The 14,153-nt window shown below is 66.8% G+C and carries 12 protein-coding genes; 3 read left to right on the forward strand and 9 right to left on the reverse strand.

The window, feature by feature from the left end:
- Positions 1 to 193 precede the first annotated feature (193 nt).
- Positions 194 to 1,714, forward strand: a complete 1,521-nt coding sequence (glpK, locus tag AB0J29_RS15835; RefSeq protein ID WP_364785579.1) for a glycerol kinase GlpK — start codon at positions 194 to 196, stop codon at positions 1,712 to 1,714.
- Positions 1,715 to 1,743: 29 nt separating this feature from the next.
- Here glpK and AB0J29_RS15840 read toward each other — a convergent pair whose 3' ends face one another.
- The gene (locus AB0J29_RS15840; protein WP_364785582.1) at positions 1,744 to 2,925 is read right to left on the reverse strand and encodes a PLP-dependent aminotransferase family protein; all 1,182 of its coding nucleotides are present in this window, start codon (positions 2,923 to 2,925) and stop codon (positions 1,744 to 1,746) included.
- A 442-nt stretch (positions 2,926 to 3,367) separates the two neighbouring features.
- On the opposite strand from AB0J29_RS15840, the gene AB0J29_RS15845 reads away from it, so the two are divergent.
- Positions 3,368 to 3,712 (forward strand): hypothetical protein, encoded by a 345-nt coding sequence (locus tag AB0J29_RS15845; protein ID WP_364785585.1) that lies wholly within the window; start codon positions 3,368 to 3,370, stop codon positions 3,710 to 3,712.
- Between the two features lie 163 nt (positions 3,713 to 3,875).
- Here the strand turns inward: AB0J29_RS15845 and AB0J29_RS15850 are convergent, their stop codons facing one another.
- From AB0J29_RS15850 to AB0J29_RS15865, 4 genes are all read right to left on the reverse strand, one after another.
- Complete coding sequence (locus AB0J29_RS15850) at positions 3,876 to 4,193, reverse strand: hypothetical protein (RefSeq protein WP_364785588.1); 318 nt, start codon at positions 4,191 to 4,193, stop codon at positions 3,876 to 3,878.
- A gap of 64 nt (positions 4,194 to 4,257) precedes the next feature.
- Positions 4,258 to 5,352, reverse strand: a complete 1,095-nt coding sequence (locus tag AB0J29_RS15855) for a hypothetical protein (RefSeq protein ID WP_364785591.1) — start codon at positions 5,350 to 5,352, stop codon at positions 4,258 to 4,260.
- 73 nt (positions 5,353 to 5,425) lie between these two features.
- Entirely contained in the window at positions 5,426 to 6,463 is a 1,038-nt protein-coding gene (locus AB0J29_RS15860) for a hypothetical protein (RefSeq protein ID WP_364785594.1), read from the reverse strand.
- 302 nt (positions 6,464 to 6,765) lie between these two features.
- Entirely contained in the window at positions 6,766 to 8,169 is a 1,404-nt protein-coding gene (locus tag AB0J29_RS15865) for an NAD(P)H-quinone dehydrogenase (RefSeq protein WP_364785597.1), read from the reverse strand.
- A 125-nt stretch (positions 8,170 to 8,294) separates the two neighbouring features.
- Between AB0J29_RS15865 and AB0J29_RS15870 the strand changes: the two genes are divergently transcribed.
- On the forward strand, positions 8,295 to 8,774 hold the full coding sequence (locus tag AB0J29_RS15870; RefSeq protein WP_364507981.1) for a gamma-glutamylcyclotransferase: 480 nt from the start codon (positions 8,295 to 8,297) through the stop codon (positions 8,772 to 8,774).
- Positions 8,775 to 8,826: 52 nt separating this feature from the next.
- Here AB0J29_RS15870 and AB0J29_RS15875 read toward each other — a convergent pair whose 3' ends face one another.
- The 4 genes from AB0J29_RS15875 to AB0J29_RS15890 all read right to left on the reverse strand — a co-directional run bounded on the left by AB0J29_RS15875 (position 8,827) and on the right by AB0J29_RS15890 (position 13,812).
- A complete protein-coding gene (locus AB0J29_RS15875; protein ID WP_364785627.1) occupies positions 8,827 to 10,026 on the reverse strand; it encodes a M20 family metallopeptidase in 1,200 nt (399 codons plus the stop codon).
- 59 nt (positions 10,027 to 10,085) lie between these two features.
- Positions 10,086 to 11,318: a M20 family metallopeptidase gene (locus tag AB0J29_RS15880; protein WP_364785600.1), complete on the reverse strand. Its 1,233-nt coding sequence runs from the start codon at positions 11,316 to 11,318 to the stop codon at positions 10,086 to 10,088.
- Between the two features lie 93 nt (positions 11,319 to 11,411).
- Positions 11,412 to 12,116: an enoyl-CoA hydratase-related protein gene (locus AB0J29_RS15885; RefSeq protein ID WP_364785603.1), complete on the reverse strand. Its 705-nt coding sequence runs from the start codon at positions 12,114 to 12,116 to the stop codon at positions 11,412 to 11,414.
- Positions 12,117 to 12,729: 613 nt separating this feature from the next.
- Entirely contained in the window at positions 12,730 to 13,812 is a 1,083-nt protein-coding gene (locus AB0J29_RS15890) for an IS110 family transposase (RefSeq protein ID WP_364785606.1), read from the reverse strand.
- Between the last annotated feature and the right edge of the window lie 341 nt (positions 13,813 to 14,153).

Genomic DNA, 14,153 nt, shown 5'->3' on the forward strand with positions numbered 1-14,153 from the left:
AACAAAGCACTCGAATTTCCGGCGAATCGGCGATAATCCCGTGTCGAAGCCGTTTCGCCCGCCGCCGATAACTGGCGCTACCCGCGGGTTACCGATACCGACGCCAGTCCGACAACCTGCTGGTTGCGATGTGCTGCGCGGTGCGCTCCGCGGTTTCCCCCGCGGGCCACCTCGCCTTTAGTAGCCTGCATGAATGCGTCGCTATGTGGCCGCCATTGATCAGGGCACGACCTCGAGTCGGTGCATCATCTTCGACCGGCAGGGCCGCGTCGTCGGGGTCGCCCAGCGCGAGCACGAGCAGATCTTCCCGCGCCCGGGCTGGGTCGAGCACGATCCGGAAACCATTTGGCGCAATACCGAATTCGTACTCGGCGAGGTGCTGCGCAGCACCGGGATCACTGTCGACGAGATCAACGCGGTCGGCGTCACCAATCAGCGCGAGACGACCGTGGTGTGGGATCGCTCCAGCGGCAAGCCGATTCATCACGCGATCGTCTGGCAGGACACCCGCACCGACCATCTGGTCACCGAGCTGGGCGGCGAATTCGGCGCGACGCGCTACCAGGACCGCACCGGTCTGCCGCTGTCCACCTACTTCGCCGGCCCGAAACTGCGCTGGATACTCGACAATGTCGAGGGTGCGCGCGCCAGGGCCGAGGCAGGTGAGCTGTGTTTCGGCACCATCGACAGCTGGGTGCTGTGGAATCTCACCGGTCAGCACATCACCGACGTGACCAATGCGTCGCGCACCATGCTGATGGATCTGCGTACGCTGCAATGGGATCCGCGGATCTGCGCGGAATTCGGGATACCGCAATCGATGCTTCCCGAGATCCGCAGCTCGTCGGAGATCTACGCGGAGATCAGCTCCGGTCCGTTGGCGGGCATACCCGTCGCGGGCATTCTCGGTGACCAGCAGGCGGCGACCTTCGGCCAAGCCTGTCTATCGCCCGGCGAGGCCAAGAACACCTACGGCACCGGCAATTTCATGCTGCTCAATACCGGAACCACACCGGTATTGAGCAAGCACGGCCTGCTCACCACGGTCTGCTACCAGCTCGGCGGCGAGGCCGCGGTCTACGCGCTGGAGGGGTCCATCGCGGTGACCGGCTCACTGGTGCAATGGTTCCGGGACAATCTCGGCATCATTTCCGCCGCCGACGAGATCGAACCGCTGGCGCGCAGCGTCGAGGACAATGGCGGTGCCTATATCGTCCCCGCATTCTCCGGCCTCTTCGCGCCGCGCTGGCGCCCGGATGCCCGCGGCGTCATCGCGGGACTGACCCGTTTCGTCAACAAGGCGCACCTGGCGCGAGCGGTGTTGGAGTCCACCGCATTTCAGACCCGCGAGGTCATGGACGCGATGCGTGCCGACGCCGAATCCCAGCAGCTACGACTGGAACTGACCACGCTCAAGGTCGACGGCGGAATGGTCGGCAACGATCTGCTCATGCAGTTCCAGTCCGACATCCTCGATGTGCCGGTGGTCCGCCCGGTCGTCAACGAAACCACCGCGCTTGGTGCGGCATATGCGGCCGGGCTCGCCGTCGGGGTGTGGGAGAGCACCGATGAGATCCGTGCCAACTGGGCCGCGGATAAGACCTGGCGCCCCGCGATGTCGGCCACGGACCGCGAGACCCACCTCGCCGCATGGAACAAGGCGGTGGAGCGCACCTACAACTGGGTCGGCTCCCCCGCCCTGCCGAGTATTTAGCCGGTCGTCGGGCGCACCAGCGCAGTAGCTCAGAGCTGCTCGGCAGCCCTGGCCATCCGGTCCACGGCCGCTTCCAACGTCGCCGCATCCGAAGTGGTGAAGCACATGCGCATCGAGTGGCTGTAGTCGGTGGCGACGGCGAAGGCTGACCCGGGGACGAAGGCGACGCCCTGCTCGAGGGCTCGGGGCAGCAGCCGATCGGTGTCGGTGCCGTCGGTGAAATCGGCCCACACAAACATGCCACCGGCGGCATCGGTGCAGGTGACGCGGTCACCGAAGCGAGTGCGCACGGCGTGTACGAGGGCCTTGGCGCGGTCGCCGTATGCGGTGCGAACAGTGTCGATATGGCCAGTCAGCCAGGTTTCGTCGGTGAGCACGTCGGCGGTGATCTGGTGGGTCAGCGCCGAACCGCACAGGTCCGCACCCTGTTTCAGCAATTCGACCGCGCGACAGATCGGCTCCTGCGCCACCATCCAGCCGACCCGCAGCGCGGGGGCGAGGATCTTCGAGGCACTGGAGAGCCGAATCACGTTGCGGGAGTAGGTCGCGATGGGATCGGGCGAAGGCCGGTCGAACCAGAGTTCACCGTACGGATCGTCCTCGATCACCCAGAATCCGTGGGTATCGGCGAGTTCGGCCAACTCACGACGACGCACGGGACTCATGGTGACGCCACCCGGATTGTGGAAATTGCTGACCGTGTGCACGATCGCAGGCCGCTCACCGCGTGCCAGCAGTTCTCTCAGCACATCCAGCCGCATGCCCTCGGCATCCAACGGCACCGCGACAATTCGTGCCCCGGCCGCCCGGAACACTTGCAGCGCACCGACATACGCCGGATCCTCGACGACGACCAGCGCGCCCGGATCCAGCAGCACCTCGGCGAGCAGCGAAAGCGCCTGCTGCGAACCATGAGTCACGAACACCTCGTCGAGCCCCACCGAGCGGCGGAGCTTCGCCGACTCCCGCTGCCGCAGCACATCGCGCAGTGGCAGCCATCCGCGCGACCCGGTGTACTGCAATACGGCGGAACCACGCAGCGCGGCATCGGCCGCCGCGGCGAGCCGTTCCCGCGGCATCAACTCCGCATCCGGCAAACCGCCCGCGAGGCTGATCACCTCGTCGCGCGCGGTCAGCTCGAGCAGATCACGAATCGCCGAACTCTTCAGTCCACTCAGCTTGGCCGCGAGCGGTGGATGGGTCGGCGACATGGAAAACCTCCGATTCGATGGCGGCGTTCGTGGGTCCCTGGCGTGGTTACGCTCCGCCACCGCCTCCGGGTTGCTCACACCGCAGTGGGGACGCCACGGTACCCGAAACACCACTGTCTCACACCACTACCAAATTGCGAAATATTCATCCCATGATCCGAGAACTCAGACGCGCTCCCGGATCGCGAAGATCACCGTCTTGCCGTCCCGGACCACCGTGATGACGGTCTGCCGGTAGACATTGGTCGTGCCGTCAGGGCGATGATCGGTCAGATCCACCTCGAAGGTGTCGCCGGCCCTTCGGCAATCCGCAGGCAATGCGTGGTGCCGGCCGGAATCTGTTCATTGATGGCCTGCTGGATGACCTCGGCCGTCGACACAATCTCCGCCGGGCATGCGCCGGAGCCGCCGGTCGACGGCCGTTCCCTGAGGGGCACACAGCATGACCTCGAGAGTGATCTGCATCACGCAACGGAACGGCCTGCGCATCATCGCCGTCTATATCCCCGTAAGAATCGTCCGACCGAAGGAACGAAAAGTAATGAGACGCACCGCATCTGCTCTTGCTGTCGGCGCATTGACCACCGGCATCTTGGCCTTCGTCGCGCCGTCGGCACACGCCAGCCAGCCCGGTGAGAAGTGCACGATCCCCGGAGCAACCGAAAAAGTTTATGTAGACGTAGGCAGCGGAGTCCAGCGCAAAGCAATTCTTGCCTGCGCTCGCTCCGGCGGAGGGTACGTGTGGCAGGTCACGAACTACCTGCAGCCGGGCGTAAACGACGGCTGATCCGTAGCCTGCGGCCGCCGGGACGCGCAGTCCGCGCACCCCCACAGCCGCGGCGCACCCGAATCGGCCACTCGTTCCACCACGACTACCCTCAGCTGGGACCGCCGCAGCCTCCAGAGCGGGCCCAGCGACCGGCGACGAAGGGGAGATGTATCAGACCCGATCACTGCTGCCGCGCAGCACGGACCAATCGGTCCACCGCCGCGGCATTGGCGACGTCGGAAGTGGTGAAGCACAGGCGCATCGAGTGCCGGTAGCCGCCGTCGACGGCGAACACCGAGCCGGGCACGTAGGCGGACCCCACCTCGAGCGCATCGGGTAGCAGGAGTTTCAGTGTCGGTGCCGCCGGTGAAAACGACCCAGGCGAATATCCGCCGGTGGTCTCGGCACAGCGCACACGGTCGCCGACCGCCAAGCCGATCACCTCAGCCCGCGCGATGAGTTTCAGCAGGTCACGAACCGCCAGAACTGCGCAGGCCACCGAGCTTGCCCGCGAGCGGCATAAGGGTCGCCGACATGCACTCGCCGCATCCCAGTCTTTGAGACTACTGGCGCTCGTTGATCGAATACAGCACGTGCCTGCCTTCACGCACGACTGTGGTGATGGTCTGCTTGTAGAGCCGGTCTTTCCCGTCGGGCCGCAACTCCTGCAGGTCGACCTCGTAAGTCCCTGGGGTCATTTCGAAGATCCGCAGGCAGTGCATGGTGCCGATGGGGATTTCGTCGTCGATGCCCCCCTGGATGATCGCCGCGGTGGACACATTCAGCGCGTCGTCGGCGACGAACATCCGGGCGCGCTCACCGCTGCGTTCCATATAGAAGGCGTACTGGAAACCAAGGATCGCCTCGGGACCGCTGCTGGTGCTCCCGCTGCCATTGCCGACGGTCGTCTTACCGTCCTTTTTGGCCGGGCAGCTCAGCGCGGCGGAGGTGCTCGGCGGTGCGGGCGGCGCCGCCGTCTGACTGCTGTTGTCGTCGCGGCGGACCGCGACGAAGGTCACCACCAGCGCGAGGACCACCACCATCGCGGCGAGCACACCGAGGACGATCCACCGGCCGCGCGAACCGCGCCGTGGGGTCGCGGTAATGGTGTCGGAGATCAGCTTCGGCGCAAGGCGCGTCGCGATCGGATCGTCAGCCCAGGACAGGCCCGATGGCTCGGACGGCGGCTTCGGTACCCCACCGGATTCGGTGGGGCTGTTCCACCAGGTATCGCGCTGGCCCGCAGCCGGCGTCGCAGGCCGGACAGTGGCCTCGGTGGGATCCGGCTCGACCGGCGGCTCGGGGCGTCGCGGTGGCTCCGGTCGCTGCTGCGGCGGCGGCGGTGGTGGCGGTGGCGGTGGCGGTGGCGGTGGCGGTGGCGCATCGCCGAACACCGTGGTATCCGGCGCACGGTACTGCGGGGGTGGCGGCGGCACCGTCGCCGGTTCATCGGCGGGACGCCAGATCAGCTCGGGATGATCGGCAGCAGGTTCGGGCACCGACCACTGCGGTCGACCCTGCCCACCCGTCGGCGGGCCGAATTCGCCGACCGGCGGGCCGAAATCGGAAACCGGCGGGCCGAAATCGTCCAACGGGGGTCCGAATCCCGACCCCGACTGGTCGGATTCGTTGTCCCTGCCATCACCCTCGGAGCCCACACCAAATCCTTTCCCCAGGACACACGTGTGGGGCGGTCGCGAACGACCGCCCCACCCGTCGAATCAGCTCGTGTCAGTACTGGAGTGACCCACCCCACTGGGTCGTGACACCGGCAACGGTGACCGTCTGCGGAGCCAGTTCGCCTGACGGCACCGGAAGTTTAACTTGCGCAGCGGCCTCGAGGGCAGCCGCGCCGCCCGGCTGTTCCCGAATCCAGTGCTCGACAGCCGCCTTGGCCAGATTGGCCTGGGTGGTGTCGATGATGACCTCGGTCTTGTTGTCGGCCAGACCCTCACCACCGGTGTAGGAGGTCACCTTGACGCTGTTGGCAGTGATGTATTCGACCGACACACCGGCTTCGCCCTGACCGGTCGGGGTGTGGTAGCCGATGGTGCCGACGTAGCCGGAAGCATTGTTGAAGTGGTGGGTGTTGGCCACATAGCCGGGTGCCAGCGAGCCACCGTCGATATTGGCGCCGACCTCCTGGTGCGGCCCGTCCATCTCGACGACCGGCGCGGCGGGGGCCTGCTGGAAGCGGGGGGCCGCCCAGCGCGGCTGCTGCACCAGCGTGTCGTTGTCCGGCTGCTGCGGGGTCCGGACGCTCGGGGTGTTCGCCCCTGGCGCGGTGGTCCCGGGCTGCGCGAGCTTCGGAGCCTCCGCGCCGGGGGCCGTCTCCGGCACGACGGCCGGCAGCGCCGGACCGGTCTGGCCCGGAACCGGCAGCGGCGCGACGCGCGGGGTGGTGACACCCGGCTGGGTCGGCTGGGCCAGCTTCGGATCCTTGGGCGGATTCGGCATGATCTGGTTCGGATCCGGCGTGGTGACACCCGGCTGGCTCGGCGTCGGCGACGGTTTGGTCTGCGGCTGACCCGGCTCCGGCTTGGTGGTCTCCGGTTGGCCCGGCTCCGGCTTGGTGGTCTCCGGCTGGCCCAGCTCCGGCTTCGTGGTCTCCGGCTGGCTCTGATCCGTCGGCGCAGTGGTGCCGGGATCGGCGGGCGCGGGCGCCGGAGTGGTCGGTGTACTCGGCTGATTCGGAACTGCCCCCGCCGGCGCAGCGAAGAGCGTCGCCACGGCCGCCGCGGTAGCAAGTGGCAACGATGTGCTCGCCATCGCTCGCTGCGCCCGACTCGGCTTACGATGTTTCACTTTTCGCAATCCCTTCCCGTGTGCGACCGAGTGGGTCACACGCAGTTATCCCTGGTGAGACGCTTGGTCCACGAACGAAGACCGCCGAACGACCAAGCGGCCGTTCGCCGTTCCCGATGGAAAGGATCGATCCCCCCACACAGAACCCTCGCGATCGCCCGCCGATCGCATCTCTGCGGGAAGTGAACCACATGCGCGCCGGGCTGGCAATGCGGTGAAAACCGCCACAAGACAATAAGTCTCGGGGCGGCCGAATTCGACCCCGGTTAATCCAGGTCGTCGTGACGCATCAGCAGGCGGGCCGCCTCGGTGACCGAGCCCGTGAGCGACGGGTACACCGAAAAGGTCTGGGCGAGATCGCTGACGGTCAGATTGTTCTGCACCGCGAGCGCGATCGGCAGGATGAGTTCCGAGGCGATCGGTGCGACGACCACACCGCCGATGACAACACCGGTCGCGGGCCGACAGAAGATCTTGACGAAACCCCTGCGCAGACCCGACATCTTGGCTCGCGGGTTGGTATTCAGCGGCAGCATCACCGTGCGCGCGGGCACCTCGCCGTTATCGATGGCGGTCTGGCTCACGCCGACGGTCGCGATCTCCGGACGGGTGAATACCGCCGAGGCGACCGTCTTCAACCGGATCGGGCTGACGCCCTCACCCAGCGCGTGATACATCGCGATGCGGCCCTGCATGGCGGCCACCGAGGCCAACGGCAGCAGACCGGTGCAGTCGCCCGCCGCGTAGATGCCGGGCACCGAGGTGCGCGACACCCGGTCCACCCGCAGGTAGCCGCCGCGGTCGACTTCGATGCCGACTCGCTCCAGGCCGACGTCGTTGGTATTGGGGATCGAGCCGACAGTCATCAACGCATGCGTACCCGTGACCGTGCGGCCGTCCGAGAGCTTGACCACAATGCCCTCGGCGGTGCGCTCGACCGCATCGGCGCGGGCGTGCTTGACCAGTTCGACACCGCGTTCGGCGAGCGCGTCCTCGAGCACGAGCGCGGCATCGGCGTCCTCACTGGGCAGCACCCGGTCGCGGCTCGAGACCAACTTCACCCGCACACCCATTTCGGTGTACGCGGAGACGAATTCGGCACCGGTCACACCGGAGCCGACCACGACCAGGGTCTCCGGGAGTTCCTCCAGGTCGTAGAGCTGACGCCAGTTCAGGATGCGCTCGCCATCGGGCTCGGCGCCGGGCAACACGCGCGGGCTCGCACCAGTGGCGATCAACACGACTTCGGCCTCGACGGACTCCTCGGTGCCATCGGCCAACAGCGCGCGCACCCGGTGCGCGGCCAACCCGGTGGCCCGATCGCTGAGCTGTCCGCGTCCGGTCAGCACTGTCACGCCCGCGGCCTGCACCTTGGATCGGATATCGGAGGATTGCGCCAACGCCAGCGCCTTCACACGCGCGTTCACCTCGCCCAGTTCGATCTGGGCCTGGCTCGGGTCGAGGGTAATGCCCAGGTCACGGGCGCGGCGCAGGTCGGTGCGCACGCCGGTGGAGGCGATGAAGGTCTTCGACGGCACACAGTCCCACAGCACGCACGCCCCACCGATGCCGTCGCTATCGATCAGGGTGACCGTGGCCCCGTGTTGAGCCGCCACCAGGGCCGCTTCATAACCGGCCGGTCCGCCACCGATGATCGCTATGCGGGTCATGGATACCTCCGCTGGAGCTGTTCGACCGGGATCTCCGGTGCCGGTACACAACGTTAGCTGGCGAACACACGCTCATCTCGGCGGGATAGAGACGATGCGCGCAGGTTATTGGATACCCTTGCGTCGTGCCGATCTACGCCGCCTACGGGTCCAACATGGACTCGTCCCAGATGCTCGAGCGCTGTCCGCACTCCCCCATGTACGGAACGGGCTGGTTAGAGGGCTGGCGCCTCACCTTCAGCGGCGACGACATCGGCTGGGAGGGCCCGCTGGCCACCGTCGTCGAGGAGCCGGGCTCACGAGTATTCGTGGTGCTCTACGACGTATCCCCCGAGGACGAGCAGCGCCTGGACCGCTGGGAGGGTTCCGATTTCGGTATCCACCGCAAGATCCGGCTGCGCGTGACGCCGAGTGCGGGCAGCGGTTCCGAACCCATCCTGGCCTGGCTGTATGTACTCGATGCGTACGAGGGCGGGCTCCCGTCGGCGCGCTATATCGGCGTAATGGCCGATGCGGCCGAAAAGGCCGGCGCGCCAGCGGAATACGTGCACGCCCTGCGCACCCGCAACAGCAAGAACGTCGGACCCGGATTCTTCGGTAGCTGAACAGATGCGGAAGCGACCGACCCGATCGAGGTCGGCCGCTTCCCTGACTTCGTCAGCTCGCGTTCAACACGATATTGCTGAGCAGCCGGACACCGACGGCCAGCGCGCGCTCGTCGATATCGAAGGTCGGCTGGTGCAGATCCAACTGTTCGCCGTGTCCGGCCCAGACCCCGAGGCGTGCCATCGCACCCGGCACCTCCTCCAGGTACCAGGAGAAATCCTCACCGCCACTGGACTGCACCGTGTCAGCGAGCGCATCCGGGCCGAGCGCGCGGATCGCGTCTTCGAACATCCTGGTCGACTGCTCGTCATTGACCACCGGCGGCACGCCGCGCCGGTAGTTCAACTGGTAGCGGACCCCGGTCGGGGCGAGCAGGCCGTCCACGATCTCGCGCACCATCGGCTCCAGCAGCGACCAGGTCGCGTGGTCACCGGTGCGGACGGTTCCGGTGAGCATGCCGGTCTGCGGAATCGCATTGGGCGCCTTACCCGCGCTGACCGCGCCCCAGACCATCACCGTGCTGGTGCGCGGGTCGATGCGGCGGCTGAGTAGACCGGGCAGGCCGGTGATCACGGTGCCGATGGCGTAGACCAGATCACTGGTCAGATGCGGACGCGAGGTGTGCCCGCCCGGCGAATCGAGGACCAATTCGATGGTGTCGGCGGCCGAGGTGATCGCACCGACCCGGATACCGACCCGACCGACCTCTAGGCGCGGATCGCAGTGCAGTGCGAAGATCCGGTCGACACCTTCCATCGCGCCCGCGGCGACCATATCGATGGCACCGCCAGGCATCACCTCTTCGGCGGGCTGGAAGACGAATCGGACGCCCACCGGCAGCTCCTGATCGGCCAGCGCGAGCGCGGTGCCGAGCAGGATCGTGGTGTGCGCGTCGTGACCACAGGCGTGCGAGACGCCAGGGACGGTCGAGGCGAAGCTGAGTCCGGTGAATTCCTGCAGTGGGAGCGCGTCCATATCGGCGCGCAATCCGATGCGCGGTGCGTCCACCGGACCGATGTCACAGACCACTCCGGTGCCGTTGGGCATCTTCTGCGGCGTCAATCCCGCCTTGGTCAGCCAGGCCGAGACGAACTCGGTGGTGGCGAATTCGGTGCGGGAGAGCTCCGGGTTCGCGTGGATATGCCGGCGCCACTGGATGAGATCGACCGTGTGCTCGGCCAGCCAGGAATCGACCGCATCCGGTCCGACTTCCGCGATAGCCGATGGTGCGGTGCTCCCCTGGCTCCCCATGGTCACGCGCGTCGCCGCCCCGCTGCGTGTCGCGTGCGCCGCGGAGCGGCCGGTAATGCTCACCGAATATCCTCCTGTCGTTGAACGAGCCGTTGCAACAACCTGTCCCTGTGTACTTGATCGCGGGCCACGGCGATAGCGGTACGCGCGAGCGCGATCGCACCGTCGGTTACCGCACGATCCGCCGAGGCGTTGACACTCGCCGCGGCGAAACCGGGCTGATGCGTCACCGCCCCACCGGCGTCTATGCCGATGACCGGATGTATGCCCGGTACGACGTTGGTGACGTTGCCCATATCCGTACTCCCGAGCGGTCGCTGCGCCTCTAGTTCCGGTGCGATCGGCACCCGGCCCAAGTCGACGATCTGCTCGCGATAGGCAAACAGTAATCCCGAATCGGGCGTCAGCTCGGTATATGTCGGCGCAACCGTCCGGATTTCGTGAGTGCAGCCGGTCGCCAGCGCACCCGCCTCGAAACAAGCCGACGCTCGTCGCGTCAGATCGTCGAGGGATGCGGAGTCCACTGCGCGTAGGTAATACAGCAGTTCCGCACGTCCGGGAACGATGTTGGGGGCAACACCACCGTCGCTGACTATACCGTGCAGTTGCTGCCCGGGTCGCAGATGCTGACGCAGCAATCCGAGAGCAACCTGTGCGACGGTCACCGCGTCGCCCGCATTGCGGCCCAATTCCGGAGCTGCGCTGGCATGCGCCTCATGCCCGTGGAAGACCACCGACAGATCCGCCAGCGCCAGCGAGCGCGCGTCGACGATATCGATGGGGCCGGGGTGCACCATCATCGCCATCGCGACATCGTCGAAGACGCCGCGCTCGAGCATCAGCACCTTGCCGCCACCGCTCTCCTCGGCGGGCGTACCGAAGACGACGACGGTGATGCCGAGGGCGTCGGCCACCTCGGCGAGGCCGAGTCCGGCGCCGACCGCGGATGCGGCGATGATGTTGTGCCCACAGGCGTGCCCGATCTCGGGCAGCGCGTCGTATTCGGCGCAGATACCAACCGTGAGCTCGCCGGATCCATAGGTCGCGCGGAATGCGGTGGGCAGCTCGGCGATGCCGGTCTCGATCGTGAAACCGCGTTCGGCCAGCGGCGCGATGGTCTTGGCGACGCTGCGGGTTTCCTCGAACGCCAGCTCCGGTTCGGCGTGGATCGAATGCGAGAGCGCGATCAGTTCGGGTGCGGCGGCCAGGATCGCGGCGGCCGCCGCCGCACGAGGGTGCGCGACGTGGTCGTCCGTAGGTGATTCGGGGTGCCCGCTGCGCGGTGGTGGCATGGCACACAGTCTGGCACTGCGCCGTTGATCGGGCGCATCCCGCGCCCCGGGGCGATGTCGCCGCACGGCGCAAGAGTTCTGATCACGTTGCGGTTATCCGGGGGCGAACGCCAGATTCTCCGGGGTGGTCGGGGTCGCGAGCCCGGCGAGCGCCTTGGCATGCAGCGCCCGCTTGATCACCGGCAGATTCGGCTTACGATTTGCCGCGAGAGCGCCAGCACGCTCGATCGCAGACTTCAGCAACACATCGGCATCCGCCTTCGCATCGACAATGCCGGCGGTGATGGCCGCATCGGCGGCGAAGCGGTGTCCGGCGGTCATGGCCTGAACGCAGACCTGGTTGGCGAGGCGCTCGGTGAGCAGCGCGTTCATACCAACGGTGAACGGCATGCCGAGGTGCACCTCGGGCAGACACCAGAAGCCGCGATCGGCGCGCATCACCCGGAAATCGTGCGAGGTGGCGAGCATCGCGCCCGCGCCGAAGGCGTGCCCGTTGACGGCGGCGACGGTCGGCAACGGGAAGGTCAGCAGCCGGGTGTAGATGCTGTGCACACGATCGAGGTACCCGTGCATCTTGTCCAGGTTGCCGAACAGCCAATCGGTATCGAGCCCGTTGCTGTAGAACTTCCCTGCCGCCGTGGTCACCAGCGCAGCCGGCCCCTCGGACGCCTCGACCTGGTCCAACAGCCCGTGGAACGCATCGATCCAATCCGGATGGAATCGGTTCTCGCTGTCGGTCTGCCCCTCGTTCCCGAGATAGACGACGAACACATCCCCTTCACGTTCCAGATACGGCATGCGTGCAGCGTAACGGGTGCGCGCCGCACCACCTACTCACGGGTAGCTAATTATCGGCAGATCAGCGTCCGCGAGCCCCGCCGCCCACCCCAGCCCCGGCGAAGCGAGTGTTACGAGCAACGTCGGCAACCCATTTCGCGTCCGCGCAAGGGCCGCCAGCAACGCGGCCGAGTCGTCCCGCAGGCGCGAGCCCCGCCGCTGACGCACATCCGAGCCGAACGACCCATGGAACGAGTCCCGCGGGCCAGGAACTCTGGGGCTATCTCGCATCCGAGCTGTCGAAGCGCATGCACCGCAGGTGAGGCGTGCGCATCAGGTGCCGAACGCCCCACCAGCGACCGTTCACAGCCCATCCCGCACCCAAGCAACCGAAACGCATGCATCACCCATCAATCTCCACCACTGGGCGAACACAGATCCGACACCGAACTCCCCACTCGAACGACCACCACCGAGCGAGTCTTACGAATGACCCGTCCGCGGCCCGTCTCGCGTCCGAGCCGTCGAAGCACATGCGCCGCAGGCACAGAACTCGACCGCCCAGCGCGTACACATCAGGCGCCGAACGACCCGCCCTCCGCGACCACAACGGAGCGAGATGCTCCTATGGATGTCAAGTGGTGGGTTCGGTGATGAGTTGGTAGAGCTCGCGGGCGAGGTAGCGTTTGAGGCATCGGATGATTTCTTTCTTGGACATGCCTTGTTTGGTGCGTCGTTCGGTGTAGGCGCGGGTGCGGGGGTCCCAGCGCAGGCGGCAGAGCACGACGCGGTAGAGGGCGGCGTTGGCGTTGCGGTCACCGCCGCGGTTGAGTCGGTGTCGGTTGGTTTTGCCGGACGAGGCTGGGATCGGGGCGACGCCGCAGAGCATGGCGAACGCGGCCTCCGAACGCAGCCGGTCGTGGTTTTCCCCGGCGGTGACCAGTAGTTGGCCGGCGGTGTCGGTGCCGACACCGTTGGCGGCGATCAGGTTCGGGTTGATCGCGGCCACGAGCGGGTGCAGTAACTGGTCGAGGTCGCCGATCTCGACGGTGAGTTGCTGGTGGCGGCGAGCCAGCGAGCGCAGCGCGATCTTCGTGGCGGTGGCCGGTGATGCCGCGTCGGCCCGGTCGGGTCGTAGTCGCGTGCAGGTGCCGATGAGTTCGGTGTCTGATAGTCCGCGTAGTCGCTGACGCAGTTCGTCGGGAGCGGTGACGATCAAGGCCTTGATGCGGCGTTGGGTGTCGGCGCGCTGGTCGACCGCGGAGCGGCGGGCCACGCGCAGGTTGCGCAGGGCTTCGATGCGCCCGTCGCGGTGTTTCGGTGTGGCGGTGCGGTTTTCGGCTAAAGCCGTTCTCGCGGCTTGGATGGCATCGATCGGGTCGGATTTGCCTTGGAATCGGCGAGTTCTGCGATCAGGGCGATCGGCTTCCACGACGTCCACGTCGTGATCGCGTAGCAGGCGAGTCAGTCCGGCACCGTAGGCGCCGGTGCCTTCGACACCGACGCGGACCAAGCGCCCGAACCGTTGCATCCATGCCAGCAGCGCGGCATAACCGGTCGCGTCGGCGGGGAACACCGCTGTGCCCAGTACGCGGCCGATCAGGTCGATCACCGCCGCGGTGTGGGTGTCTAGGTGGGTGTCGACCCCACCGGCGACCTCGATCACCGGGTCGTGTTCGCCGATCACCGGGTCGTGTTCGTGTGTAATGGAGAGCATCGCCGTCCTGTGCTCGTAGCGAAGTGGGCAGGGCGGCACGCACCAGCCGGACGAACGGACATGACAGAGACGGGTCTGCTGCAACAGGCTCCTATGAAGTCACAGGCGCCGCGCCCGGTGCGTGCACGAGAGCCCCGCGGCAGACCGACCGACAGATCTCGCCCAAGACACCGAGGTCAGTCTTACGAAGAGTCAGGACGACTACCGCGGGGCTCCCACACATACTCTCTGTCTTACGAGCGACCCGTTCGCGGCCCGTCTCGCGTCCGAGTCGTCGAAGCGCATGCGACGAAGTCGCGAGTCTCGACGGCGCCGCTAGCGACTGCTTGCAGGTCGCTCGA

Source organism: Nocardia sp. NPDC049707 (assembly GCF_040674855.1).
GTDB lineage: Bacteria > Actinomycetota > Actinomycetes > Mycobacteriales > Mycobacteriaceae > Nocardia.